This is a genomic window from Amycolatopsis silviterrae, assembly GCF_042684085.1.
In the GTDB taxonomy this organism is placed as follows: Bacteria; Actinomycetota; Actinomycetes; order Mycobacteriales; family Pseudonocardiaceae; genus Amycolatopsis; species Amycolatopsis silviterrae.
On the sequence record NZ_JBHUKS010000024.1, the window covers coordinates 139,300 to 165,668 of the forward strand.

The following is a 26,369-nucleotide window of genomic DNA, read 5'->3' on the forward strand; positions in this document are numbered from 1 at the left end:
ATTCCGTGCCGATTCTTGCATCGACGCGCAATCCGCGGTCGCTCAGAGTGGATCAGGTAGCCACCAAGAGGAGACAAACCATGCAAGAGGCAGTACTCGCGGTCGCGGGGGCGAAGGGGCCGGCGGTCGCGTTTTTCGACGTCGGGTCCGGGAAGCATGTCGGCACGGTGGAAGTGCCCGCGCAGCCGCACGACCTTTGCTTCGACCCGGTCCACCGCGTTGTCTGGTGCGCGAGCGCGTACCGCGACGGCGCTTACCACCGCCACGGCGAACGGGCGACCGAGCTGACCGCGATCGATCCGGATTCGCGCGAGGTCCTGGAGGTCGTCGACCTCTCGCCGGAGCACGCGCCGCACGGGCTGGCGATCGATCCGATGCGCGGGCTGCTCTACGCCACTGTCGAGGACGGTCCGGGAGGCGAAGGCGGGCTCGTGGTGGTCGACACCGCGACGCGGCGGCCGGTGCGGCATCTCGCGACCGGGGCGCCGGGGCCGCATTGGGTCGCGATCAGCCCGGACGGGCGGCGCGGGTTCGTCACCAACAAGGAAGCGCCGTTCGTGTCCTTTGTGGACCTCGACAGCGGCGACGTCGAGCGGGTTTCCGTTCCGGGCAGCGAGGGGCTGGGGATCTCCCGGGACGGAAAACAGCTCTACGTCGCGACGCCGTATCTGGACCACGGCACGGAGCCGATCCGCGCGGCGCCGGGGGTCCGGGTGTTCGACGCCGTGACCGGATCGCCGGAAACCCTGCTGCCGACGGAACGTCCGGTGCTGCCGATCCACTGCACGGCGTCCGGCGAGGTGCTGGCCGCCGAGCTGGGCGGGCGGCTGCTGGCGTTTTCCGCCACCAGCAACGAATTCCTCGGGGCCATGGACCTGAAAACGGAGTTCCCGCTGGCCATTCTGTCCGATCCGGACGGACGGGTCGCGTTCGTGTCCGGGGCGGCTTCGACCGTGGTGGAGGTCATCGACCTGGAGACCCGGACGCTGGTGACCACATTGGACACGAAAACGGCCGGGGCGCCGGGCGGGCACGGGCTGGCGTACGTACCGGTCAGCTGACTGGTGCAGGCGCGCGGTGCGGACCGCGCGCCAGCCAGCCCGTCAGGCGGGTTGTTCCTCCGACGACTCCACAGACTCCACAGACTCCACCGGCTCCGACGACTCCGCCGAAGGAGAAGCCGAAGCACGGCTGAACATCCGCGTCGCCGAAAGCCGGGCCACCCCGTCCGGGTCCCCGAGATCGTCGAGGGAATTCCGGATCGTCGCGTCCACCGACAGGTACTTCCGCCCGGCGCGGAGGTCCGCGTCGTTGCGCAGCCGCACGATCAGCGGGAATTCCGCCAGCGCGCCCGCGTCGAACAGGCCCGTCGTGTAGATCAGCTGCACGCCCAGCGCCTCCGCGACGGCCCGCTGCAGCTCCAGCAGGTACCCGGCCGACGCCCGGCCGATCGGGTTGTCCAGGAACAGCACGCCCGAATGCCGGTTGCGGGCCTTGCCCCGGTTGTTGGCGCGCAACGCCGCCAGCGTGCAGTACAGGATGATCGCCGCGGTCAGCTGCTGGCCGCCGGAGAACACGTCGCGGATTTCGGACACCCGCTGGCGTTCGGTGCGCAGCACGGAGTCCGGTTTGAGCATGTCGACCCGGTACCCCTTGGGCGCGGCCACGTGCACGCCGCGCAGCACCAGCGACAGCCCGTCGCGCTTCACGTCGCGGCCGTCGGCGGTCTTGCCCGCGGCCGCCTCGTCGACGACCTCGCCCAGTTTTTCCGCCAGCACGTGGTCTTCCAGCTCGGTGAACCGGATCCGCAGGAACTCCTGCCCGGACCAGTCGCCGAGCCCGTCCGGCAGCCGCGACACCCGCTGCGCGGACCGCAAGGTGCGCAACGCTCCTTCGACCATGCCCTGCAGCCGCGTGATGATGCCGCCGCGGTGCCGGTCGATCTGCGCGAGGTCGTCGGTGAGGGTCCGCAGCCGGGGGCGCAGCGCCTCGCCCCATTCCGCCGCGTGCGCGGGAAGCTGGTCCCGCTTCACGGAAATCACCTGCTGCCGCACCGGCGTGCTGAGCTTCTCGAACCGCTTCTCGGTCGCGTACTGGGCCAGCTGGTCCGCCGCCGCGCGCACCCGCCGGTCGCCGGAGTCGGCCGCCGACTGCGCGTCGTTCAGGACGGTGTTGAGCTGGTTGTACCGGGTACGCGCGGACTCGACGTCGCTGTCGTACGCGTCCGCGGGCTCCTCCGAACGCAAGTGCGCCAACGATTCCGACAGCAACCCGAAGCCGGACGCCGACGCTTTGCCCGCGTCCAGCGTCGCTTCCGCCGCCGCCCGGCGCTCCTGCAGCTCTTCCCACTTCCGGGCCGCCGCGGACACCTCCAGCGAAGCCGCGTCGATCAGCTCCAGGCCGTGTTCGATGTCGCGCGGCCGGTCGGCCGGCGACGCGACGCCGGTCTGCAACGGCAGCACGTCCAGCTCGGCCCGCCGCGTCGAGACCTGGCCGATCGCCTCGGTGCGTTCCTCTTCCAGCGCGTCGACGACTCGCCGCGCCCGCGCCAACGCCGCTGCCCGCGCGGAGGCGTCCGAACCGTCCGGCGTCTCCAGCAGCGTCGCCGCGCGCACGCGGACTTCCTCGTCCAGCGCTTCCAAGGCGGACGACGCCGCGGCTTCGGCGGATTCGGCCTGCTCCAGCTCGGCCCGGAGATCGCTGCCGACCTCGACCTTCGCGTACGACTCGGAAGCCGACACGAAGGTGCGCCGCAACGCGTCCACCGGTTCCGAAGGCGCTTCGACGTCCTCCGGCAGCTCAGCCGCGCCCGGTACTTCGGCCAGCTCGGACCGCGCGGTGGTGACGGTGCGGCGGTGCCCGTCCGCGGTCCGCTGCTCCTCCCCCGCCTGCTCGCGCAATCGCGCCGCCCGTGCCGACGCCTCGGCCGCCGACGTCTCCGCGCGTTCCGCGATTTCCGTTGCCCGCTCGACTTCTTCGGTCCACTCCGCGACGCGGGCGGCCCGGGTGGACAGCTCGCCGAGCCGGCGCGCCTTCTCCTCGGCCTCCGCGGAAGCGGTCCGCAACGCCGGGACTCGCTCACGCAAAGCGGTGACTTTTTCGCTCAACCGGGCGAATTCCGCCTCGGCCTGCGCGAGCGCGGTCTGCGCGGTCTCCCGGGCGACGCGAGCGCTTTCGGCCTGCTCCGCGAGCGTCCCGATCGCACCGGCCGGGTAGTCCTCGCGCCAGGTGGTGAGCTTCCAGGTCAACGCGCCGTCGTTGGCCAGCGACTCCGACAGCTGCTCCAGCCGTCGCTGCCGCTCGGCATGCCGCTGCGCCACGGCTTCCCGCTCGGTGTCGGCGGCTTCCTCGTCGTACATCGCCGGGTTCGGCGGCACGAGGAACTCGACGCCCGCGGCGGCCGGGCCGTCCTGCTGGAAGGCCTCGGTGGTCCCGACCGCGACCACCGCGCTCGGCAGCAGCCGGGAGGCGGCCAGCACTTCCCGCGCCCGCTTGACCTGTCCCGCGTCGTTCAGCAGCACCCCGGCGACGAGCTGCGGCATCCGCTCCAGCACTTCGCCGCGCCGCACCGAGTCCAGTTTGGACAGATAACGCCAGCCCGACCACGCGGTGATCCCGGCCTGCTCCAACGCATCCAGCGCGGCCTGCACATCCTCGGGCGGCGGCAGCAGCCCGCCGGAGCCGAGCGCGGCCAGCGCGCGTTCGTCGGCCGACTCCTCCATCCGCAGCGCGGTCTGCTCCTTCTCCACCGCCGCGCTCGCGTCGCGCAATCGCTGCAGCAGGACCGGAAGATCGCTCTCCAGCTTGACGTCGTCCGCGCCGAGCAGCTCCATCAACCGCGGTTCGGCGGCCAGCGCGTCGGTCCGCCGGTGCGCGCGGTCGAGGTCCTCCGCCGCCCGGACGAGCCGGTCCTGAGTGGACCCGGCGAGCTGGTGCGCCTCGTTCACCGAGCGCTGCGCTGCCTGCAGATCCTCGCCGACCCGGTCGAGTTCCTGTTCCCGGCGCACGGATTCCGCCGCCGCGGCCTCCGCTTCCGCCCGCGCGGACCGGGCCGCTTCGGCGACGTCCGCGCCGGAAGCCAACAGTCCACTTCGGACCGATTCGGAGATTTCCTCGCGCAGCTCAGCGATCCGCGACGACAGTCCACGCGCCTCCGCCCGACGGCCAGCCGCCAGGTTCGCCGCCTCGTCCCGTTCGGTCTGCGCCTTCTCCGCCTCAGCACGCAAGGCGTCCGCGTGTGCCTCGGCTTTGTCCGCCTGCCGTTGCGCATCCCGTGCCAGCGAAAGCAGCCCGCGGCCCAACGCGGCGGCCGCCGCATCCCGCGCGGCCAGCGCCGGTTTCGCCTTCTCTTCCCGGTTTCCGACCAGCTCGCGCAGGTCCTTCGCCTTGCGCGCGGCGTTCAACCGGTTCAGCACGGTGGCGGTTTCGCGCCACGCCTCGGCTTGCGTCTTCGCTTCGGCCAGCTCGCCGTCGACCCGCTCGCGCTCGATCTGCGCTTCTTCCAAGCGCAGCACCGCGACCAGCCGCCGCAGCTCGGTGACGCCCGCGGTGAGCCGCCGATGGTCGCCCTCGGCGAGCTTTTCCGCGGTCCGCACCTCCTCGACGTGCTCCTCCAGCCCGGACAGCCGCGCGTTCTCCAGCTCGTTGCGCGCGTGGATCCGCCCGGCCAGCTCGCCGAGGTCCTCGCGGGCCGATTCGGCGATCCGGCGCGACGCCGCGGCCACGCCTTCCTCCTCGGCCAGCGGACCCAGCAGTTCGAGCGCGCCCTCTACGAACTCCTTCTCCGCCATCAGATCGCCGCGCTGCGCGAGGTTGTTCGCGTACGTCGACACGACCTCGGCGAGGTCCTTCGGCTCGTCCTCGGACAGCACCGCGCGCAGCAGGAACTCCACGAACGCCTCGTCGGTGGAGAACTGGAACGCGTCCGCCGCCTCGCCCTCGCCCGCGTTCATCGCGCGCTGGTAGCGGAACAGCTCGGTGTCGAGGCCGAGCTGGTCGAGCCGCCCGGTCCACTCGTGGTGCCGCCGCGTCCAGAACAGCTCCAGCTCGGGTTCGGCCATCGCCGCGCCCGCGATCCGGTCATGGAACCCGGACATGGTGAGCAGGCGGCCGTCCTCGGTCAGCGGCAGCGAATCGAGCGCGACGTCGGCGGTCGGGCGGAAGCAGTACCAGGAGTCGACCAGGTTCTCCGAGTCCGCGGACGTCACGTGCCCGCGCCACTCCGACACCTTGCCGGTGATCACCCGCTGCCCGGTCTCGACGTGCAGCCACTCCAGCACCACGTGCGCGACGTCCTTGGCCGTCACGAACTTCTCCAGCACCTTCGTGCTCGTGGTGCCGACGACCTGGCGCCGCCCGGGCAGCATCACCGAGAAGATCAGCTTGATCAGCACCGACTTGCCGCCGCCGTTCTCCAGGAACAGCACGCTGGCGGGCGACGGGCGGCGCACCGGGCCGCCGGCGTGGATGCCCGCGGAGAACAGCGCGTCCTGCTTCGGCGCGGTGATCGTGGCCCCGACGCCGCTGAAGTCCAGCACCACGTCCTGGTACCGGGCGCCCGCCGGGCCCACCGAATGCAGGCGGACCCGCGAAAGCTCGTACATCCCTGTCCCCTCTACCGCGCCTGATCCGCCCGCTGGTCCGTGAAGGGAACCTTCACGGACTCTGATTCCCTCAGGGTTCCCCTCACGGACCTTCGTTCCCTCACTGCAGCGTGTCCGAGGCCGTCGCGCGCAGCGTTCCCCCGGCCCCGGCGACCGCGACGACGTCGAGCGCGAGCAGGTCGTCGAACGCGGCGTCCGCGGCCAGCTCGCGCACCTGGATCTGATACCGCGGCGTCGTGCGGTAGGTGCCGCCCTGTTCGTCGCTCACCGGCACCAGAAAGCCTTGGTCGGCAAGGAATCGCAGCGCCCGCGACACCATGCCGCGCGTGGTGTCGGCCGCCATCCGGCCGTCCTTCGTCGCCGCGGCGGCCGGACGGCGGGCGTACGCGCGCCACGCCTGTTCCAGCTCCGGCGCGTCCGCCAGCGGGTCGTTGTTCGCCTCGGCCAGCTGTGCGCGTTCGTCGAGCACGCGCGCCGCCTCACGGACCATCGCGTCGACCTGCTCGACGCTCACCCGGCCGATGTAGGTGTCGTTGGCCAGGTCGTCCGGCCGCGGATAGCCGAGCGCGGCCGTCGCGAGGTGGATCAGGCCGTGCAGCACCTTTTCCGTCTCGCGCCGCTCGCGGATCTTGGCTTGGCGGGCGTAGCTGTCCATCTTGATCTCGAAGACGGACTCGTCGGTGGCCGCGAGCACGCATCCGGCCTGCTGCGTCACCTCCAGCACCATCAGCCCCAGCCCGGAGGCGACGGAGTGGGTGAGCGCCTTGAACGCGTTGTCCTCGCCGTAGCGGCGCACCAGCTCGCCGTACACGACGTCGCGGGCCGGCAGTTGCTTCGGGCGCATCCCGAAAGCGACGAGGCGCGCGGCGGCCTCGGCGTCGACGCTCGTGTGCGTCACGGGCATCAGGCGACCTCCTCGGTCTCGTCGCGGCCTGCCACAATGCGCCCCAATGTGGCATTGGGTGCGTCAGATGCACCCAACGCCACATTGGGTGCGTCGCATGCACCCAACGCCACATTGGGGCGTTCGAGGCGCCCCGAGAGAAACGTGCTCAAGCGACCTCCTCGGTCTCGTCGTCCGCTCGTTCGACCTCCGCGGTGGACAGCAGGAGATCGGCCCCGCCGAAGTCCGGGTCGTCGAGCAGGGTGCCGTCGTCGACGGCGAGCAGCACGTGGCGTTCCCCCTGCCGGCGCGCCGCGCCGACCTCGGGACTGTATGCGTGCAGCGCACGCAGCGCGACCAGGGACGCCAGGTTCGGCTGCCCGGAGCGGCGCGCGTCCTCCAGCAGCCCGGACAGCCGGCGCGGCACGTCGGGCAGGTCGAGCAGTTCGTCGGCGAGCCGCCACACGTCGTCGCCGAACCGGTCGGTCACCTCGGCGGGCACCAGCTCCGGCTCCGGCACCTCGCCGACCAGCTGGTCGCGCTCCGGGGCGGGCCGCAGCAGCAGCGACACCAGCGAGGACAGCGACGGCACGACCGGCGTCGCGATGCCGGCGACGGCGTGGAAGAAGTGTTCGGCGGGCGCGGTGGCGTCGGCGAGCGGCAGTCCGAGCGTCGGCATCAGCAGCTGGCCGAACAGGTCGATCGTGGCCCGCTGCGGCGGTCCGGAGAACTGCTGGCGGTCCTGTTCGGCGCGGAAGACCGCACCCGCGTCGGCCAGCCGCGACTGGAGCCGGGTGTGCCGCCGGATGCAGTCGGCGACGATGTCGACCAGCTCGGCCGCGCGGCGCTTGTGGTCGGCGTCCTCGGACTCGTCCCGCGCGGTGGTGATGTTCTTCAGGATCGCGTTCTCCGCGCGGAACCGGGACTCGATGTGCCCGAGCGCCGATTCGATCAGCTCCGGCACCTCGCTCTCCCAGTCGACCGCGCGCACGTCGCGGCGGGTGGCGTCGAGCTTCGCGCGCAGCGTCTCGCCGTACTGCACGGTGCGGTAGCGCGCCTGCTCCGCGGCGAGCTTCGCGTCGGCGAGGCGGCCGCGGTTGATCAGGTTCTCCAGCTTCACCTCGGCCGCGATCTGCGCCGACTCGACGTCCGTGTCCAGCGCGCCGACCAGCACGTTGATCGCCTCGTCGGTGGCGCGCAGGTACACCTCGCCGTCCGGGGCGGCCAGCTCGACCAGCAGCTTGAAGTCGAACTGGCGGCGCTGGTAGCCGCCGGGGCCGAGCGAGCCGTACACGCGCCGGAAGCCGCGGTCGGTGGTGCCGACGTTGATCAGGTTGTCCAGCACCCACTTCGCCACGCGCACGTGCTCGTCCGGCATCCGCGACGGGGCCTGCAGCGAGATGAACGGCAGCAGCCGGTCGATGACCTGGTCGTGGCCGGCCCCGGTGTCGAAGTCCATCGCGATGGTGACCTGGTCGATCGTGTGCAGCGCGATCTCGGCCATCTGGTACACCGTGGCGTCGGCCCAGTCGAGCTTCGCCTTGCGCGCGTCGAGGTCGTGCAACGGCGCGGTGCAGGCGAGCGCCTTCAGCCGACGGGTCAGCCCCTCGTCGGCGAGCCCAGCGGCGCCCATCTCGTCGTATCGCACAGCAGGTCAGGCTAGTCGGCCTGCCCGGGCGCCCGCACAGGCGGACGGCTAGCGTGGGCGGCATGCGGGAGATGAGCAGGGCGGAGTGGTGGAAGTTCGCGAGCGAGGGCACGCGGACGGGCATGCTGGGGATCGTGCGGGCGAACGGCGCTCCGGTCGTCACGCCGGTCTGGTTCCTGCTGAACGAGGGGCCCGGCGGCGACGAGCTGATCTTCACCACCGGCACCGACACGCTCAAAGGCAAGGCCCTGCGCCGCGACGCGCGGATCTCGCTCGCCGTGGACGACCAGCGGCCGCCGTTCTCGTACGTGCAGTTCACCGCCGAGGCGGAACTGCACCACGACCTCGACGAAATGCGGGAGTGGGCCACCCGGCTCGGCGCTCGGTACATGGGCGAGGAGAACGGCCCGGCCTACGGCGAGCGCAACGCCGTCCCGGAAGAATCCCTCGTCCGGGCGAGGATCACGAAGGTCATCGCGCGGGCGGACATCGCCGGCTTCTGACCCGCCGCTTCTCCCCGCACCCGCTCCGCGGCCACGGCTGCGGAGCGTAATGCCGCGATCGCACTATTGACACCGCCCCCGCCGAGGGTGTGTGATCTGTCGCGATAAATAGGAAACTTTCCTAACGAATACTGCCTAGCGAGCACTTCCCCCGCAGCCCCGATCCCCCTCACGCAGGAGGCCCCCGTGGCACGACGCTCGACGTTGAGCGCGCTGTTCGCCGGTACCGCGGCGACCGCGCTCGGCTGCGCACTGCTGACCCCCGCGACCGCGACCGCGGCGACCGGGGATTACGAGTCCGAGAACGCGACGCTCTCCCAGGCCAAGATCGCCACGAACCACTCCGGCTACTCCGGCAAGGGTTTCGTGGACTTCGACAACCTCGTCGGCAGCTACGCCGACTACTCGGTCAACGCGGCACAGGCCGGCACGCACACGCTGACTTTCCGCTACGCCAACGGAACCGCCGACGACCGCCCGATGAAGCTCGTGGTCGACGGCGGCGACAAGGGCACGGTTTCCTTCCCCGGCACGGGTTCCTGGACGACGTGGAAGACCGTCACCGCGACCGTCCAGCTCACCGCGGGCGTCAACCACGTACGCACCATTTCGGCGTCCGCGAACGGCGGCCCCAACACCGACAAGATCACCGACGCCTTCTCCGCACCGGCCGACAGCGAGCCGCCGACGCCGCCGAAGAACTTCCAGGTGTCGAACATCCGGCCCACCGCTGCCGACTTCCGATGGGAAGCGGCGACGGACAACGTCGGCGTGACGCGGTACGAGATCAACCGCGGCGGCAACACGCTGAAGGTCGTGGACGGCAAGACCACCTCGGCGACCGTCGACCAGCTGACGCCGAACACGTCGTACGACATCTCGGTGACCGCCTACGACGCGGCGGGCAACCCGTCCCAGCCGAGCAACGTCGTCGGCGTGAAAACCCCGCCCAGCGACGACAAAACCCCGCCGAGCGTGCCCGGTTCGCTGAAGGTCACCGGCAGCACGTCGGACAGCATTTCGTTGTCCTGGAAGGCTTCCACCGACGACGGCGGCTCCATCGCGGGCTACGACGTGTACCAGGGCGACAAGGTCGTCTCGACCACCGCGCAGACTTCGGCGACGGTCACCGACCTCAAGCCGAACACGTCCTACACGTTCACCGTGAAGGCACGCGACCCCAACGGCAACGCGTCCGCGGCCAGCAACGCGGTCACTGCGAAAACCACGAACAACACCGGTGCCGGCGGCGGAATCCCGTCCTACGACAAGGACATCACGAAGGTCGACCTCGGCTGGGCGGTCGGTTTCCTGCCCAACGGCAACGCGCTGGTGACCGAGCGGGACCGGTTCGAACTGCTGCAGATCTCCCCGGACGGCAAGAAGAAGACGCTCGGCAAGATCCCCGGCGCCGTCACCACGAAGGGCGAGGGCGGCCTGCTCGGCCTGGCGATCTCGCCGCAGTGGAACACCGACCACGCGGTGTACCTGTACCACACGTCGTCCAGCGACAACCGGATCGTGAAGGTCACCTACGACGGCACCACGCTGTCGAAGACCACCACCCCGGTGCTGACCGGCCTGGCCAAACACCAGTACCACAACGGCGGCCGGATCGCGTTCGGCCCGGACGGCAAGCTGTACGCCACCGTCGGCGACGCGAAGGTCAAGGCCAACGCGCAGAACAAGAGTTCGCTCAACGGCAAGATCCTTCGGCTCAACCCGGACGGTTCGGCGCCGAGCGACAACCCGTTCTACGCCACCGGCGGCAACGCGCGGTACGTCTGGAGCTACGGGCACCGCAACCCGCAGGGCCTCGCCTGGGATTCGCAGGGCCGGCTGTGGTCGTCGGAATTCGGCGAGAGCAGCCAGGACGAGCTGAACCTGATCCAGAAGGGCGGCAACTACGGCTGGTCGGCCTGCGAGGGCACGATCGGCGACTGCAAGGGGACCATCGCGCCGAAGAAGACGTGGCCGACCTCGCAGGCCGGGCCGTCCGGCATCGAGATCGTGAACGACTGGATCTACATCGCGGCGGTGACCGGCAAGCAGCTGTTCGCGACGCAGATCAAGGGCGACGGCATCGGCGATGTGTCGGCGGTGTTCTCCGGACGTTGGGGCCGGCTGCGCTCGGTGACCAAGACGCCCGACGGGCACCTGTGGGTGACCTCGACGAACAACGACAAGCTCGGCGGCACGCCGGACACCATCGACAACGTCGTGGTGCAGCTGAAGTTCCCCGGCGCGGCGTTCGCCGGATAAGCCGCGGCAGGGTGACCGGAGCGGCGCCGGTCACCCTGCCGCACCTTTTCAGGCCCCGGCCACCAGCTCGTAACAGCGGATGCGCGCCTTGGAGTCGAAAACCGGGACCGTGACCATGATTTCGTCCGCGCCGGTCTGCTTCGCCAGCTCCGCGAGCCGCCCCTGAACCTGCTGCGGCTCGCCATACGCCTGCGCGGCGCGGAAGTGTTCGAGCTGCGGAACCATCTCCGGCGCGAACTCGTACCCGGCCGCCTGCTCCGGCGTGAGCATCGGCTGGTCTCCCCCGCCGCCGGCGAGCAGGTGGGACTTGAGCACGTTCATCGGCCCGGACAGGTACTCGGCCTCGGCCTCGGTGTCCGCGCAGATCGTCTCGACGCACAGCAGCACGTACGGTTCCGAACGCCACTTCGACGGCCGGAACTTCTCCCGGTACCGCTCCAGCGAGGCCGCGGTGTTGTCCGGCCGGATGTGATGCGCGAACGCGATCGGCAACCCGCGCTCCGCGGCGACCTCGGCCCCCGCCGGACTGGAGCTGAGCAGCCACGGCTCCGGCACGGTCACCCCGCCGGGGAGCACCTTGTCGCTGCCAAGATGGCCGAGCAGCTCGTCGACGTCGGCGTGGTACTCGGCTTCCCCGGCCGGTTCGCCCCCGCGGCGCAACGCCCGGATGACGTCCGGATCGAGCGCACCCGGCCCGCGCCCCACCCCGAGATCGACCCGGCCGCCGTTGAGCGCGGAAAGCGTCCCGAACTGCTCGGCCAGCGCGAACGGCGCGTGATTGGGCGCGAGGACCCCGCCGGACCCGACCCGCACCCGGGAGGTCACCGCGCCCGCGTGCGCCGCGAGGACCTGCGGAGAGGCGCTGGCGATGGCCGGGGAACCGTGGTGTTCGGCGAACCAGAGCCGGTGGTAGCCGAGGACGTCCAGCCGCCGGGCGACCGCGGAGAGCGGCTCGAGGGCCGCCGTGGCCGACTGCCCGGCTTCGACGAGCGCGAGTTCAAGTGCGGAAAGCGGCACATCGATCATGCGTCCCACGGTAGCGAACCTGGTGGTGTGGCGGGGGTGATTTGCGCACTGTCCACTGTGGACGGGGTGCCGGGGGCGGAGTTGGGTGCTGCTCGTGAGTGGCTATGCCGGTTCTAACCGGCTGTCTAACCGGCATAGCCACCCACGAGGGCCCGCAGTCCGGTCCGCGCGCACCGGCAGTCCTCTTGGGCGGCATCCGGCGGGGTGCTCGTACCCCAGGCCCGGCCCGGCAGCTACCTCCCCAAGCCGCGCCCGGCAGCCGCGGTCAGGCTTCTTCTTCCAGCATTTCCGGGGTCACCGCGGACTCGGTGTCCGGGATGCTCAGCTCCTTCGCCCGCTTGTCCGCCATCGCCAGCAGCCGCCGGATCCGGCCGGCCACCGCGTCCTTCGTCATTTGCGGGTCGGACAGCTGGCCGAGTTCCTCGAGCGACGCCTGGCGGTTCGACAGGCGCAGGCGGCCCGCTGCCAGCAGGTGGTCCGGGGCGGTGTCGCCGAGGATTTCCAGGGCTCGCTCCACCCGGGCGGCCGCCGCGACCGCCGCGCGGGCCGAGCGGCGCAGGTTCGCGTCGTCGAAGTTGGCCAGGCGGTTGGCGGTCGCGCGGACCTCCCGGCGCATCCGGCGTTCTTCCCACTGCAGCACGCTCGTGTGCGCGCCGAGGCGGGTGAGCAGGGCTCCGATGGCGTCACCGTCGCGGACCACGACCCGGTCCGCGCCCCGGACCTCGCGGGACTTCGCCTGGATGCCCATCCGCCGCGCGGCGCCGACCAGGGCCAGTGCTGCCTCCGGGCCGGGGCAGGTCACTTCCAGCGACGACGAGCGGCCCGGTTCGGTCAAGGAGCCGTGTGCCAGGAACGCGCCGCGCCAGGCTGCTTCGGCGTCCGCCACTCCGCCGGACACCACGGCGGCGGGCAGGCCGCGCACGGGGCGGCCGCGCTGGTCGATCAAGCCGGTCTGGCGCGCCAGGCCCTCTCCGTCCTTCACCACGCGCACGACGTAGCGCGTGCCCTTGCGCAGGCCGCCGCTCGCGGTGATCACGTGCACGTCCGAATGATGTCCGTACAGCTCGTGGATCTCCTTGCGCAGCCGCCGCGCGACCGAACCCGTGTCCAGCTCCGCCTCGACCACTACCCGGCCGGCCACGATGTGCAGCCCGCCCGCGAAGCGAAGCAGCGACGCGACCTCCGCCCGGCGCGGCCCGATCTTCGTGATCTCGAGCCGGCTCAGTTCGTCCTTCACCGCGGCGGTCATCGCCATGTACTGCCCCTCCTGCCTTTCGCTGCGCGCCCGCCGTCACCCACAGTGTTCCCCGCCGAGGCCTAGTGCCTCTCGCATGCACTGTGCGAGCGCACCAGGATCATGCCGCCCCGCCACGACCGGGTCGGCCACCGCCCCCAGGCAGGCCCTTCCGCCGAGGCGTTCGGCCGCCCGGCGCAGGCTTGCCGGGTCAGGGACGGAATCACCGTCCGCGATCACGGCGTCGACCCGCAGCGCGGGCGCGTGCTCGAAGAGTACGTCCAGGTGCCGCTCCGGGGAGAACCCGCCGGTTTCCCCCGGTTGGGGGACCAAATTCAGCACGACGACCTTCGTCGCCGCGGTCCGCACGAGCGCGTCGTGCAGGTCCGGGACCAGAAGATGCGGCAGCACGCTGGTGAACCACGAGCCGGGGCCGAGGAAGACGACGTCCGCCTCCAGCACCGCCTCGATCGCCTCCGGGCACCCGCGCGGCGGGCGGACCTGGCGGCCGGCCGGGTGCAGCGAGATCCGGTGCACCTGGCCGGGCGTGCTGGCGACCGCGACCTGGCCGCGAATGCGCCGGATCGCGTCCGGGTCCTCGCTGTCCAGGCCGCTGACCTCGCCCTCGATCTCCAGCGGCTCCGGCGACATCGGCAGCACCCGGCCGGAGATGCCCATCAGCCTGCTCGCCTCGTCGAGCGCGGCCACCGGGTCGCCGAGCACCTCGAACAGCCCGGCGAGCAGCAGGTTGCCGACGGCGTGCCCGGCGAGCGCGCCGTCGCCGCCGAAGCGGTGCTGGAACACGTCCGCCCACAGCCGCCCGCCGTCCTCCGCGGCGAACGCGGCGAACGCCTGGCGCAGGTCGCCCGGCGGCAGCAGCCCCAGTTCGCGGCGCAGCCTGCCGGACGACCCGCCGTCGTCGGCGACCGTGACCACAGCCGTGACGGCGCGGGTGATCCGCCGGAGCGCGGTCAGCGTCGCGTGCAGCCCGTGTCCTCCGCCCAGCGCCACCGCGCGCACGTCACTCCCGGCCAAGATCCCGGTGCACCACCTTTACTGCCATGCCGTCCTCATTGGACAGTCGCTGGGCGAGTTCCTCGGAGATCGCGACGCTGCGGTGCTTGCCTCCGGTGCAGCCGACCGCGAGCGTCAGGTACCGCTTGCCCTCGCGCTTGTAGCCGGCGCCGATGAGCCGCAGCAGCTGGTGGTAGCGGTCGAGGAATTCCTCGGCGCCTTCCTGCGACAGCACGTAATTGCGCACCTCGCCGTCGAGGCCGGTGTGCTCGCGCAGCTCCGGGATCCAGAACGGGTTCGGCAGGAACCGCACGTCCATCACCAGGTCGGCGTCCATCGGCAAACCGTACTTGTAGCCGAAGGACAGCACGGTGACGCGGGTCTGCGTGCTGGTCTCCGACCCGAACGCGTCCTCGATCTTCGCGCGCAGGTCGTGCACCGACAGCGCGGACGTGTCGAGCACCAGGTCGGCCTCCTCGCGCAGCGGCGAAAGCAGCTTACGCTCGGCGGTGATGCCGTCGGCGAGCCTGCCGTCGCCCTGCATCGGGTGGCCGCGGCGGACCGATTCGAAGCGGCGCACCAGCACCGCGTCGGTGGCCTCCAGGAACAGCACGCGCGGCTTGTACCCGCGCGCGTCCAGGTCCTTGATCACCGAGGCGAGGTCGTCGGTGAACGCGCGCGAGCGCACGTCCATCACCACCGCCACCTTCGTGATCGCCCCCCGCGCCTGCGCGCCGAGCTCGACCATCGTGGCGATCAGCTCCGGCGGCAGGTTGTCGACCACGAACCAGCCGAGGTCCTCCAGGCACTTGGCCGCCGTGGACCGGCCGGCGCCGGACAGGCCGCTGACGACCGCGACCTCCATCCCGCTGCCCCGCTGTTCCTCTTCCGCACTCACGTTGCTTCTTCCTTCCCGATCACGACCCCTGGTCCCCTCCCGGCACTGCTTGCGGCGCGGCTCCGGTCTCCCCGGCCAGTGCCGCCACCACGGCCTCGGCAGTGCGCCTGCCGAAACCGGGCACCGCTTCGATGTCCTCGACCCGGGCCTGTTTGAGCTTCTTCACCGAGCCGAAGTGCTTGATCAGCGCGGTGCGCCGAGCCTGCCCGAGTCCGGGCACACTGTCCAATTCGGACGCCTGCATGCGCTTCGCGCGCTTTTCGCGGTGGTAGCGAATGGCGAACCGGTGCGCCTCGTCGCGCAGCCGCTGCAGCAGATACAGCGCGTCGGACGTGCGCGGCAGGATCATCGGGTCCGGTTCGCCGGGCAGCCACACCTCTTCGAGCCGCTTCGCGAGCCCGACGACGGCGATGTCGGTGATGCCCAGTTCGGCGAGCACGTCCGCGGCCGCGGTGGCCTGCGGGCCCGCGCCGTCGACGACCAGCAAGTTCGGCGGATAGGCGAACTTGCGCGGGCGGCCGGTTTCCGGGTCGATCCCGGCGCGCACCGGCTGGATCGCCTCGTCATCCCCCGGATCGGGGCCGTCCGCGGCGGTTTCCACGGTTTCCGCGGCCTCGGCTGCGATTTCGGCGGTTTCCTTGAGATAGCGGTGGAATCGCCGCCGCACCACCTCGGCGATGGACGCCACGTCGCCCTCGGTCGCCGCCTCGCGCAGCGCGAACTTGCGGTACTCGGACTTGCGCGGCAGCCCGTCCTCGAACACCACCAGCGACGCCACGACGTCGCTGCCCTGGATGTGGCTGATGTCGATGCATTCGATGCGCAGCGGGGCGCTGTCGAGCGCGAGGTAGTCCTGAAGTTCCTGCAGCGCCGCGGACCGTGCCGTGAGATCGCCCGCGCGGCGCAGCTTGTGCTGGGTGAACGCTTCCTTCGCGTTGCGCTCCACCGTTTCCGCGAGCGCCTTCTTGTCCCCGCGCTGCGCGACCCGCAGCCGCACCCGCGACCCGCGCAGGCCGGACAGCCACTCCGCGACCGCGTCGGCGTCCGCGGGCAGCTCCGGCACCAGCACCTCGCGCGGGACGACCGGACCGGCCTCGACGTCGTCGCGGCCAGCGCGGTCGGATTCCTCGCCGTAGAACTGGGTGAGGAAGTGGTCGACCAGCGCCGGGACGTCCATCTCCTCGGCCTTGTCGATCACCCAGCCGCGCTGCCCGCGCACGCGCCCGCCGCGCACGTGGAACACCTGGACGGCGGCCTCGAGTTCGTCGTGCGCGAAGGCGACGACGTCCGCGTCCGTGCCGTCGCCGAACACCACGGCCTGCTTCTCCATCGCGCGGCGCAACGCACCGAGATCGTCCCGCAGCCGCGCGGCGCGCTCGAACTCCAACTCCTCGGACGCCTGCGCCATCTCGCGTTCGAGCCGCTTCACCATCGCGTCCGTGCGGCCGGCGAGGAAGTCGCAGAAATCCTCGACGATCGCCCGGTGCTCGTCCGCGGACACCCGGCCGACGCACGGCGCCGAGCATTTGTCGATGTAGCCGAGCAGACAGGGCCGCCCGATCTGGCCGTGCCGCCGGAAGACGCCGGTGGAACAGGTGCGGGCGGGGAAAACGCGCAGCAGGAGGTCGAGCGTCTCGCGGATCGCCCACGCGTGCGAGTAGGGCCCGAAGTAGCGGACGCCCTTCTTGCGCGCGCCGCGGTAGACGTGCAGCCGAGGGAATTCCTCGTTGAGCGTGACGGCGAGGACCGGGTAGCTCTTGTCGTCGCGGTAGCGGACGTTGAACCGGGGGTCGAACTCCTTGATCCAGTTGTACTCCAACTGGAGCGCCTCGACCTCGGTGCCGACGACGGTCCACTCGACGCTCGCCGCCGTGGTGACCATCTGCCGCGTGCGCGGATGAAGGCCGGACAGGTCGGCGAAGTATGAGTTCAGCCTGCTGCGCAGGCTCTTCGCTTTGCCGACGTAGATGACCCGCTTGGCGTCGTCGCGGAACTTGTACACGCCAGGCGAGTCCGGGATGCTCCCCGGCTGAGGTCGGTAGGTGGTCGGATCAGCCACGTGCCCCACTGTATGGCGAGGGCCCGACAGTTTCCGTGAGACCCCTAGCCGCGGGCGGCGCGTCCGACGGAAACTCGCCGCGCGCAACCGTCCTGCCGTAGCCTGGCGACGCCGAGCCGCCGAGCGATCAGGGAGCGCAGCCATGACCGTCCGCGTCGCCACGTGGAACGTGAACTCCATCGTTCCCCGGCTGCCCCGCGTGCTCGACTGGCTCGACCGGACCGTGCCGGACGTGCTCTGCCTGCAGGAACTCAAGAACACCACCGAAGCCTTCCCCGCCGAAGAGATCACCGCGCGCGGGTACGAGATCGCCGCGTACGGGCTGGGCCGGTGGAACGGCGTCGCGATCCTCTCCAAGATCGGGCTCGACGACGTCGTGCGCGGGCTGCCGGGCGAACCGGGTTTCGACGGGCAGGCCGAGGCGCGCGCGATCGGGGCCACGTGCGGCGGGATCCGCATCTGGTCGGTGTACGTGCCGAACGGGCGCGAGCCGGAAAACCCGCACTACGCCTACAAACTCGAGTGGTTCGAGAAGCTCGGCGACCTGGTCGGCGAAGAACTTCAGCACGCGCGGCCGTTCGCGGTGCTCGGCGATTTCAACGTCGCGCCGACGGACGAAGACGTCTGGGACATCTCGGTTTTCGCCGAATCCACGCACGTCACCGAGCCGGAGCGGGCCGCGCTGAAGAAGCTCCGCGACGCCGGGCTGTCCGACGTTTTCCCGCGGCCGCTGAAGTACGACCACCCGTTCACGTACTGGGACTACCGCGGCGGGAACTTCCCCAACAACAAGGGAATGCGCATCGACCTGGTCTACGGGAACGAGGCGTTCGCCAAGACGGTCGCCGATTCTTACGTGGACCGCGAAGCCCGCAAGGGCAAGGGACCGTCCGACCACGCGCCGATCGTCGTGGACCTCGAACTGGAGCGGTAAGAACTCAGCCCTCGGTGGCGGCGCGGTGCAGCTTCCGCAGCGCGCGCACCGCGGCCACCGCGCGGTCCCGGTCCACGGCCTGCACGGCCATCACCGAGAAGTACTCGTCGTCCGGCAGTTCCAGCCGGGCCCACGACGCGCCGTCCGGGAAGCTGATCGACAGCACCTGGTCCCAGGTGAACACCCGGCGCGCCAGGACGTTGCGGACCTCGATGCCGGTGGCGTCCGCGCGGACGCGGGCGTTGCCGAACAGCATCGTGCCCGCCGACAGCGCGACGCCGATGCCGATCATCGCGATCTGGTCCGACGCCTCGAACACGACGCCGGTGTTCGTGCTGCGCAGCAGGACCGCCACCACCACGAACACCGCGAGCAGCGCCACCGCCAGCACGCTGCACATGACGAGCGCCCGGCGCGGCCGGATCACGAGGGCGGTCTGCTGCTCGGTCATCACGCTCACACGAATCCCCGCTCGGTCCACGGTTTGTCCAGGCCGCGCAGCACGTGTGCGGTGTCGAGCGCCGCCACGGCCGCCTCGTAGCCTTTGTCCTCCACGGAACCGGGCATGCCGGAACGGTCCAGGGCCTGCTGTTCGGTGTCGCAGGTCAGCACGCCGTTGCCGACCGGGGTGCTCTCGTCGAGCGCGACCCGGGTGAGGCCGGCGGTGACCGCGTCGCACACGTACTCGAAGTGCGGGGTGCCGCCGCGGATGACGACGCCCAGCGCGACGACCGCGTCGTGGTTGCGCGCGAGCGCCTGCGCCGCGACCGGAAGCTCCACCGCGCCCGCCACGCGGATCACCGTGGGCTCTTCCTCCAGCCCGGCGTCCTTCGCCGCGGCGAGCGCGCGCTCCAGCAGCACGTCGGTGATCTTCGCGTTCCACCGCGTCGCGACGACCGCCAGTCGCAGGGACTTGCAGTCGCGCAGGTCGAGCGCGGCGTCCGGCCGCCCCTCGCCGCTCATCGCGTGGTGTCCTCCTCGGTGCCCTGGTCGGACGCGCCGACCTGGTCGTAGTGCTCGAGCTGGCTGAGGTCGTGCCCCATCCGGTCGCGCTTGGTGCGCAGGTACCGCAGGTTCTCCGGGTTCGGCGAGATCGGCAGCGCGACCCGGCCGGTGACGCGCAGGCCGTAGCCCTCGAGGCCGACCCGCTTCGCCGGGTTGTTCGTGAGCAGCCGCATCGAGCGGACGCCGAGGTCGCACAGGATCTGCGCGCCGGTGCCGTAGTCGCGCGCGTCCGCGGGCACGCCCAGCGCCAGGTTCGCGTCGACCGTGTCCGCGCCGTCGTCCTGCAGCTGGTAGGCCTGCAGCTTGTGCAGCAGGCCGATGCCCCGGCCCTCGTGCCCGCGGATGTACAGCACGACCCCGCGGCCCTCGTCGGCCACCTTCTGCAGCGCGGCGTCCAGCTGCGGGCCGCAGTCGCAGCGCAGCGAGCCGAAAACGTCGCCGGTGAGGCATTCGGAGTGGACCCGGACCAGGATGTCCTCGCCGTCGCCGATCTCGCCGTACACGAAGGCGACGTGCTCGATCCCGTCGAGCAGGCTGTCGTACCCGACCGCGCGGAACTCGCCCGCGGCCAGCGGGATCCGCGCCTCGGCGACGCGCTCGACCTGCTTCTCGGTGCGCCGCCGGTAAGCGATCAGGTCCGCGATGGAGATCATCTTGAGGTCGTGGTCGGCGGCGAACACTTCCAGCTCGTCGCGGCGGGCCATGTCGCCCTCGTCCTTCTGCGACACGATTTCGCAGAGCACGCCCGCCGGGTGCAGCCCGGCCAGCCGGGCCAGGTCGATCGCCGCCTCGGTGTGCCCGGGACGGCGCAGCACGCCGCCCTCCTTGGCGCGCAGCGGCACCACGTGCCCCGGCCGGCGGAAGTCCTTCGCGGTGGCTTCGGGGTCGGCCAGCAGCCGGATGGTGTGCGCCCGGTCCCCGGCCGAGATGCCGGTGCTGATGCCCTCGGCCGCGTCCACGGTCACGCTGTACGCGGTGCCGCGGGCGTCCTGGTTCGTGTGGAACATCGGCGGCAGGTCCAGCCGGTCCGCCTCGGACTCGGTCAGCGGCACGCAGATGTAGCCCGAGGTGTAGCGCACCATGAACGCGAGCAGCTCCGGCGTCGCCTTCTCGGCGGCGAAGATGAGGTCGCCCTCGTTCTCCCGGTCCTCGTCATCGACGACGACCACCGCACGCCCGGCGGCGATGTCCGCGATCGCGGCCTCGATGGCGTCCACGTCGACCGCCGCGCTTGCTCCGCACGGGCTCAATCCCGTCTGCGGCTCGGCCGCCTTCGTCTCGCTCACGGGTGCTCCTTTGCTCCTGCCGCCAGGTGGATGTCACACATTGTGCGCGTTCGCCGCCACGTGTGGCGCAGTGAGCTTCTCCACGTACTTCGCCACGACGTCCACTTCGAGGTTCACGAGGTCGCCCGCTTCCCGCCTGCCGAGGGTCGTCACCTCCAGCGTGGTGGGGATCAGCGCGACCGAAAACCGGTCCTCGGAGATGCTCGCGACGGTGAGCGAAACGCCGTCCACGGCGATCGAGCCCTTCTCCACGACGTACCGCGACAAGGCCGGGGGCAGGGAGAACGTCGTCACGCCGCGCTCGTCGCGGGAGATGAAGGCGCCCGTGCCGTCCACGTGCCCCTGCATGATGTGGCCGCCGAGGCGCCCGCCAGCCGGGGTCGCGCGTTCGAGGTTCACCGCGTCGCCGACGGCCACCTTCGCGAGGCTCGAACGCTGGAGTGTTTCGTTCACCACATCGACGGTGAACTCGCCGCCGGACACCGTGACGACGGTCAGGCAGACGCCGCTGACCGCGATCGAATCGCCGTGGCCCGCGTCCGAGGTGACCAAGGGGCCGCGCACGGTCAGCCGGGCGGCGTCCGTGAGCTGCTCGACCGCGGTGACCTCGCCGACCTCTTCGACAATTCCCGTGAACACTGCTGCCTCCTCGCCGGGCCACCGTTGTCGGTGACCCCTCCATCCAACACCCGCGCGGCCACGGGAGCTTCCCGGGCCGGAAGGTCAGCTGACGCGAAGACGGGCGGCTTGCTCCCGCAGGGCGGCGACGGCGCGGCCCGGGTCCTCGGCGCCGTAGACGGCCGAGCCCGCGACGAAGCAGTCGACGCCCGCTTCGGCGGCCTGTTCGATGGTGTCGGCGTTGATCCCGCCGTCGATCTCGACGACCAGCTTGAGGTGCCCGGTGTCGACCAGCCGGCGCGCGGTGCGCACCTTCTCCAGCACGTCGGCGATGAACGACTGCCCGCCGAAGCCCGGTTCGACCGACATCACGAGCAGCGTGTCGTAGTGCTTGAGCGTTTCCAGGTGCGGTTCCAGCGGCGTGCCCGGCTTGACCGACAGACCGGCCTTCGCCCCGGCGGCGCGCAGGTTCTTCGCCAGTTTCACCGGGTCCGCGGCGGCTTCCACGTGCACCGTGACGTTGTACGCGCCGGCCTCGGCGTAGCCGATCGCCCAGCGGTCCGGGTCGTCGATCATCAGGTGGCAGTCGATGGGGACGTCGGTCGACTTGAGAATCGACTGCACCACCGGCAGACCGAGGGTCAGGTTGGGCACGAAGTGCGCGTCCATGACGTCCACGTGCACCCAGTCGGCCCGGGTCTCTCCGGGGCGCGCGACGGCCGCGATCTCCTCGCCGAGCTTGGCGAAGTCGGCGGACAGGATGCTGGGTGCGATGAGAGGTGAAGCCACGGCCCGAGTGTAAGAGGGCCTGGTTCCGCCCGGCGCACCGGCCGTGACCGCCCGGAGTTCTCCTGCCGGACACCGGGCGCTCACCCGGATTCTCCGCGTCGAACATATCGGCGAGCACTAATGGGTCACGCCCGGAAGTTCCGGACAAGAAGCACCCCGAGGAGAATCATGAGAACGGTCTTGGCAGGCCGCCGCAAGTGGCTGGCCGCGGGCGCGCTCGGCGTCGCGCTGGTCGCGGCCGCCCCGGTCGCGATCGCCGCGCAGGGCAACCAGGACGACCAGGGCGCGCGCACCGCTTCGGCCGGCGCCGGCGACCGCACGCAGGAGATCCGCCAGGCGATCCAGGGCGGGCACGCGCGCAACGTAATCCTGTTCATCGGCGACGGCATGGGCCAGTCCGAGATCACCTCGGCGCGCAACTACGAGCGCGGCGCGGCCGGCCGGCTCGCGATGGACGAATTCCCGCTGACCGGCGACTACACCACGTACGCGGTCGAGAAGGGCAACCCGGCGAAGCCGGACTACGTCACCGACTCCGCGGCCTCGGGCACCGGCTGGGCGACCGGCACGAAGACCTACAACGGCGCGATCTCCGTGGACGCCTACGGCAACCCCGTCCCGACGCTCCTCGAACTCGCCAAGCGCGGCGGCCTGCGCACCGGCGACGTGACCACCGCCGAGGTCCAGGACGCGACCCCGGCCGTGCTCGGCGCGCACGTCGTCGACCGCGACTGCAAGGGCCCGGACGAGACGACCAAGAAGTGCGCGCAGAACGCCAAGGAGAACGGCGGCGCGGGCTCGATCTCGGAGCAGCTCGTGCAGACCCGTCCGGACGTGCTCCTCGGCGGCGGCGCGAAGTACTTCGGCCAGAAGGCGACCGCGGGGCAGTTCAAGGGCAAGCCGGTGCTGGAGCAGGCCAAGGCCGCCGGCTACTCCGTGGTGAACACCGCGGACGACCTCGCCAAGGCGCGTCCCGGCAAGCCGCTGCTCGGGCTGTTCGCGCCGGGCAACATGCCGGTGAACTGGACCGGGCCGAAGGCGACGCAGGGCGGCACCGCGCCGACCCGTTGCACGCCGAACCCGGCGCTGCCGAAGACGCAGCCGAAGCTGGTGGCGCAGACGCAGAAGGCGTTGCAGCTGCTGGAGGACCGGCGTAGCAACAAGGGGTTCTTCCTGCAGGTCGAGGGTGCTTCGATCGACAAGCAGGACCACGCGGCTGACCCGTGTGGGCAGATCGGCGAGACGATCGACTTCGACGCTGCGGTGGCGGCTGGGCTTGCTTACGCGCGCAGTCACGCTGACACGCTGGTTGTGGTGACGGCGGACCACGGGCACACCAGCCAGATCGTGTCCAACGACGCGAAGACTCCGGGCCAGACCGCCACGCTGATCACCAACGAGGGCGCGAACATGACCCTCAACTACGGCACCGCGCTGCCCGGCTCCTCGATGGAGCACACCGGTACGCAGGTCCGGATCGCGGCTTACGGGCCGCAGGCGGCGAATGTCGTCGGGCTGACCAACCAGACCGACCTGTTCGGCACGGTGAAGCGGGCCCTTCGCCTGCGCTGAGCCTCAAGTCCGTGAGGGGAACCCTGAGGGAATCTGATTCCCTGAGGGTTCCCCTCACGGCTTTTTACGCGGGCGAGGGCAGCAGGTCGAGAGGTTCCGACCAGGGACGGCGCGGGTCGAGCCGGTGCAGCCGGACGCCTGCTTCGGTCAGCGTGTCCAGGTGCCTCTGCCAGGCCGGGTGGTGGGCTCGGGTCGGCTGGATCTGATAGGCCACGACGATGGTGATTCCCGGCGTGCCAAGGACATCGCCGAGGAGCGTGAGCGCCTGGTTGTCGGCGATTCCCAAAGCCAGCTTCGCCACCGAGTTCGCCGACGCGGGTGCGAAGAGGAACACCTTCGGGTCCGGATGAGGGCGTGGTTCGCCGGGCAGGCGGGACGTGCTGCGCACCGGGAGATCGGTCGTGGCTTCGAGTTCGCCTAGGCCGCCGGTCGCTTTCAGCCAGCCCCATGCGGTCGGGGTCAGGGTGACGGCCAGCCGCCAGCCCCGGGCGACCGCCGGTTTCGCCAGCTCGTCGGTGAACCGGGTGTCCAGCCCGCCGCACGAGCTGGCGACCAAACCGAGGTCTGTCACGGTTTGCGCAGCACCGCGCAGAACATCGCGTCGGTGCCGTGTCGGTGGGGCCACAGCTGGACGTACGGGCCGTCGCCGAGTTGCGGGACGTCCGGGAAGAACTCGCGGGCGTCCAGCACCTCGGACTTGGTGCGGCGGGCGGTTTCGCCTACCACGCCTTCGGTTTCGGCCAGATGCGGCGAGCACACGACGTACGTGACGATGCCGCCGGGGCGCACCAGTTCGAGCGCCGCCATCAGCAGTTCGCCCTGCAGTTTGGTGAGGTCCGCGACGTCCGACGGCTTGCGGCGCCACCGGGCCTCGGGGCGGCGGCGCAGTGCGCCGAGACCGCTGCACGGGGCGTCGACCAGGATCCGGTCGTAGCCCGGTTCCAGGCCGGTTTCGCGGCCGTCGGCGACGTGCACCGTGACCGGCAGGCCCTCGGTGGCGTTCTCGATCAGGCGGGCCCGGTGCGGGGCCTTCTCCACGGCGTCCACGCGCGCGCCGCTGATCTTGGCCAGCGCGCCGAGCAGCGCCGCCTTGCCGCCGGGGCCGGCGCACAGGTCCAGCCAGCGTTCGTCGGAACCCGCCAGCGGGGCCTTGGTGACGGCGATGGCACACAGCTGGCTGCCTTCGTCCTGCACCGCGGCGAGACGTTCGCGGATCGGTTCCGCGTCGGCCGGGTCGCCCGCGCCCGCGGGCAGGTGGACGCCGTAGGGCGAGTACGGCGCGGGGTCGCCGCCGGTGATCGCGGCCAGTTCGTCCGCGCTGATCTCGCCGGGGCGGGCCACCAGGTGCACCTCGGGGCGGGCGTCGTCCGCTTCGAGGGCGGCCTTCAGCTCGGCACCCTTGTCCCCCAGCGCTTCCGCGAACGACCGGGCCACCCAGCGCGGGTGCGCGGTGCGCAGCGCGTACGCGCCGATCGGGTCGGTCGCCTCGTCCGGCGTCAGTTCGTCCAGCCACTGCGCTTCGTCCTTTGTGGACACAGTGCGCAGGATGGCGTTCGCGAATCCCGTTGCCCACGAACCGGCTTCCGCGCGCACGAGGTCCACTGTGGACCCGACGGCGGCGTGCTCCGGGATGCGGGTGCGCAGCAGCTGGTACACGCCGAGCCGCAGCGCGTCGAGCACCACCGGGTCGGTCTTCTCGATCGGCCGGTCGGCGCACGCGGCGATCACCGCGTCGAGCAGGCCCTGCGCGCGAGAGGCGCCGTAGGTCAGTTCGGTGGCCAGCGCGGCGTCGCGGCCGCTCACCCGGCGTTCCCGCAGCAGCTGCGGGAGGACGAGGTTGGCGTACGCGTCCTTCTCGCGCACGGCACGCAGCACGTCGAACGCGACCTGGCGGGCCGGATCGATCTCCGGCGGGCGCTTCGGCCCCTGTTTGCGCGGAGCCGGACGGCCCCGCTGCGGCCGTGACGGCCGCCGTTCTCCGCGCTCGTTCACCGCAGGCGCTCCCCTTCGTCGATCCTCGTGCCGCGCGCCCAGTCGGTGGCCGCCATCCGTTTCTTCCCGGCCGCCTGGACCTCGCCCAGCCGCACCGGTTTCGTCGCCGTGCCCACGAGCACGCGCTTGCGCTCGACCACCAGCTCGCCCGGCCGCGGACCGGGTTCGTCGAGCACGGTCACCGGGCCCAGCTTGAACCGCTCGCCGCGGAACTCCGCCCACGCGCCGGGATCCGGCGTCACCGAGCGGATGTGCCGGTCGACCGCCGGGGCCGGGTCGGCGAACGACACCCGCGCGTCCTCGACGGTCACCTTCGGCGCGTAGCTCATGCCCTCGCCCGGCTGCTCGACCGCGCGCAGCGTGCCGTCCTCGATGCCGTCCACGGTGGACACCAGCAGGTGCGCACCCGACTCGGCGAGCCTGCCCAGCAGCGCGCCGGACGTGTCGGTCGCGCCGATCGTCTCGGTCACCACGCCGAACACTGGGCCCGCATCGAGTTCCTTCACGATCCGGAACGTGGACGCGCCGGTCATCTCGTCCCCGGCCCGGATCGCCGCCTGCACCGGGGCCGCGCCGCGCCACGCGGGCAGCAGCGAAAAGTGCAGGTTGACCCAGCCGTGCGCGGGAATGTCGAGCGCGGACTGCGGCAGCAGCGCCCCGTACGCGACGACCGGGCAGACGTCAGGGGCCAGCTCGCGCAACCGGGCGAGAAACGCCGGGTCCCCGGCGCGCGCGGGCGTGAGCACCTCGATGCCGTGCTCGTCGGCGAGGGTCCCGACCGGGGACCGCAGCACCTTGCGGCCGCGGCCGGCCTGGGCGTCGGGCCGGGTGACGACCGCGACGACCTCGTGCCGCCCGGACTCGATCAGCGCGCGCAGCGACGGCACGGCGGGCTCCGGCGTGCCGGCGAAAACGAGACGCATCACCGCACCTCCGGAAGGAAAAGGGGGATTTCAGGCTGGTCGGACATCGGAAGCGAGTCTAGAAGACCCCTCCCTCGGCGGCGCGGCGCGGGCAGCCCGCCGCCGTCGGCGCCAGGATCG

The 26,369-nt window shown here is 71.3% G+C and carries 20 protein-coding genes and 1 pseudogene; 5 read left to right on the forward strand and 16 right to left on the reverse strand.

Annotation, left to right across the window (positions count from 1 at the left end; all coding sequences use genetic code 11):
- The first annotated feature begins 80 nt into the window (after positions 1-80).
- Positions 81-1,061 carry a YncE family protein gene (locus ACFSVL_RS30920; RefSeq protein ID WP_378309086.1) on the forward strand — a complete coding sequence of 327 codons (981 nt, stop codon included), beginning with the start codon at positions 81-83 and terminating at the stop codon, positions 1,059-1,061.
- Positions 1,062-1,103: 42 nt separating this feature from the next.
- On the opposite strand, the gene ACFSVL_RS30925 is transcribed toward ACFSVL_RS30920, so the two are convergent.
- From ACFSVL_RS30925 to ACFSVL_RS30935, 3 genes are all read right to left on the reverse strand, one after another.
- Positions 1,104-5,603, reverse strand: a complete 4,500-nt coding sequence (locus tag ACFSVL_RS30925; RefSeq protein WP_378309087.1) for a hypothetical protein — start codon at positions 5,601-5,603, stop codon at positions 1,104-1,106.
- Between the two features lie 100 nt (positions 5,604-5,703).
- Positions 5,704-6,507 (reverse strand): hypothetical protein, encoded by an 804-nt coding sequence (locus ACFSVL_RS30930; RefSeq protein ID WP_378309088.1) that lies wholly within the window; start codon positions 6,505-6,507, stop codon positions 5,704-5,706.
- A gap of 148 nt (positions 6,508-6,655) precedes the next feature.
- A complete protein-coding gene (locus tag ACFSVL_RS30935) occupies positions 6,656-8,119 on the reverse strand; it encodes a hypothetical protein (RefSeq protein ID WP_378309241.1) in 1,464 nt (487 codons plus the stop codon).
- Positions 8,120-8,196: 77 nt separating this feature from the next.
- Here ACFSVL_RS30935 and ACFSVL_RS30940 point away from each other — a divergent pair, with 77 nt between their 5' ends.
- Together ACFSVL_RS30940 and ACFSVL_RS30945 are read left to right on the forward strand one after the other, a co-directional pair.
- Positions 8,197-8,637, forward strand: a complete 441-nt coding sequence (locus tag ACFSVL_RS30940) for a PPOX class F420-dependent oxidoreductase (RefSeq protein WP_378309089.1) — start codon at positions 8,197-8,199, stop codon at positions 8,635-8,637.
- 204 nt (positions 8,638-8,841) lie between these two features.
- Positions 8,842-10,896, forward strand: a pseudogene (locus ACFSVL_RS30945) (PQQ-dependent sugar dehydrogenase); the annotation flags it as partial.
- A gap of 51 nt (positions 10,897-10,947) precedes the next feature.
- Here ACFSVL_RS30945 and ACFSVL_RS30950 read toward each other — a convergent pair.
- From ACFSVL_RS30950 to uvrC, 5 genes are all read right to left on the reverse strand, one after another.
- Positions 10,948-11,925: an LLM class flavin-dependent oxidoreductase gene (locus tag ACFSVL_RS30950; protein WP_378309091.1), complete on the reverse strand. Its 978-nt coding sequence runs from the start codon at positions 11,923-11,925 to the stop codon at positions 10,948-10,950.
- Positions 11,926-12,190: 265 nt separating this feature from the next.
- The gene (gene whiA / locus ACFSVL_RS30955) at positions 12,191-13,180 is read right to left on the reverse strand and encodes a DNA-binding protein WhiA (RefSeq protein ID WP_093574335.1); all 990 of its coding nucleotides are present in this window, start codon (positions 13,178-13,180) and stop codon (positions 12,191-12,193) included.
- A gap of 36 nt (positions 13,181-13,216) precedes the next feature.
- On the reverse strand, positions 13,217-14,179 hold the full coding sequence (locus ACFSVL_RS30960) for a gluconeogenesis factor YvcK family protein (protein ID WP_378309242.1): 963 nt from the start codon (positions 14,177-14,179) through the stop codon (positions 13,217-13,219).
- 1 nt (position 14,180) lies between these two features.
- Positions 14,181-15,038, reverse strand: coding sequence for an RNase adapter RapZ (gene rapZ, locus ACFSVL_RS30965; RefSeq protein WP_116205180.1), 858 nt, complete (start codon positions 15,036-15,038; stop codon positions 14,181-14,183).
- Between the two features lie 52 nt (positions 15,039-15,090).
- A complete protein-coding gene (gene uvrC / locus ACFSVL_RS30970) occupies positions 15,091-17,130 on the reverse strand; it encodes an excinuclease ABC subunit UvrC (protein WP_378309092.1) in 2,040 nt (679 codons plus the stop codon).
- Between the two features lie 142 nt (positions 17,131-17,272).
- On the opposite strand from uvrC, the gene ACFSVL_RS30975 reads away from it, so the two are divergent.
- Positions 17,273-18,064, forward strand: a complete 792-nt coding sequence (locus ACFSVL_RS30975; RefSeq protein WP_378309093.1) for an exodeoxyribonuclease III — start codon at positions 17,273-17,275, stop codon at positions 18,062-18,064.
- A gap of 4 nt (positions 18,065-18,068) precedes the next feature.
- Here the strand turns inward: ACFSVL_RS30975 and ACFSVL_RS30980 are convergent, their stop codons facing one another.
- The 5 genes from ACFSVL_RS30980 to rpe form a co-directional block, all read right to left on the reverse strand.
- A complete protein-coding gene (locus ACFSVL_RS30980; RefSeq protein WP_378309094.1) occupies positions 18,069-18,515 on the reverse strand; it encodes a PH domain-containing protein in 447 nt (148 codons plus the stop codon).
- Positions 18,516-18,520: 5 nt separating this feature from the next.
- On the reverse strand, positions 18,521-19,027 hold the full coding sequence (gene ribH, locus ACFSVL_RS30985; RefSeq protein ID WP_378309095.1) for a 6,7-dimethyl-8-ribityllumazine synthase: 507 nt from the start codon (positions 19,025-19,027) through the stop codon (positions 18,521-18,523).
- Positions 19,024-20,355 carry a bifunctional 3,4-dihydroxy-2-butanone-4-phosphate synthase/GTP cyclohydrolase II gene (locus tag ACFSVL_RS30990; protein WP_378309096.1) on the reverse strand — a complete coding sequence of 444 codons (1,332 nt, stop codon included), beginning with the start codon at positions 20,353-20,355 and terminating at the stop codon, positions 19,024-19,026. Before ACFSVL_RS30990 ends, ribH begins: the two co-directional genes overlap by 4 nt.
- A 33-nt stretch (positions 20,356-20,388) precedes the next feature.
- Complete coding sequence (locus tag ACFSVL_RS30995) at positions 20,389-20,994, reverse strand: riboflavin synthase (RefSeq protein WP_378309097.1); 606 nt, start codon at positions 20,992-20,994, stop codon at positions 20,389-20,391.
- A gap of 84 nt (positions 20,995-21,078) precedes the next feature.
- Positions 21,079-21,762, reverse strand: a complete 684-nt coding sequence (gene rpe / locus ACFSVL_RS31000; protein ID WP_378309098.1) for a ribulose-phosphate 3-epimerase — start codon at positions 21,760-21,762, stop codon at positions 21,079-21,081.
- Positions 21,763-21,930: 168 nt separating this feature from the next.
- Between rpe and phoA the strand changes: the two genes are divergently transcribed.
- The gene (phoA, locus tag ACFSVL_RS31005; protein WP_378309099.1) at positions 21,931-23,334 is read left to right on the forward strand and encodes an alkaline phosphatase; all 1,404 of its coding nucleotides are present in this window, start codon (positions 21,931-21,933) and stop codon (positions 23,332-23,334) included.
- A 64-nt stretch (positions 23,335-23,398) separates the two neighbouring features.
- On the opposite strand, the gene ACFSVL_RS31010 is transcribed toward phoA, so the two are convergent.
- Genes ACFSVL_RS31010 through fmt form a run of 3 tightly spaced genes read right to left on the reverse strand, consistent with a single transcriptional unit; the run spans position 23,399 to position 26,249 of the window.
- Positions 23,399-23,905, reverse strand: coding sequence for a flavoprotein (locus ACFSVL_RS31010; protein WP_378309100.1), 507 nt, complete (start codon positions 23,903-23,905; stop codon positions 23,399-23,401).
- Complete coding sequence (locus tag ACFSVL_RS31015) at positions 23,902-25,326, reverse strand: RsmB/NOP family class I SAM-dependent RNA methyltransferase (protein ID WP_378309101.1); 1,425 nt, start codon at positions 25,324-25,326, stop codon at positions 23,902-23,904. Before ACFSVL_RS31015 ends, ACFSVL_RS31010 begins: the two co-directional genes overlap by 4 nt.
- Positions 25,323-26,249, reverse strand: a complete 927-nt coding sequence (gene fmt / locus ACFSVL_RS31020; protein WP_378309102.1) for a methionyl-tRNA formyltransferase — start codon at positions 26,247-26,249, stop codon at positions 25,323-25,325. The genes ACFSVL_RS31015 and fmt overlap by 4 nt, the downstream gene beginning before the upstream one ends.
- Between the last annotated feature and the right edge of the window lie 120 nt (positions 26,250-26,369).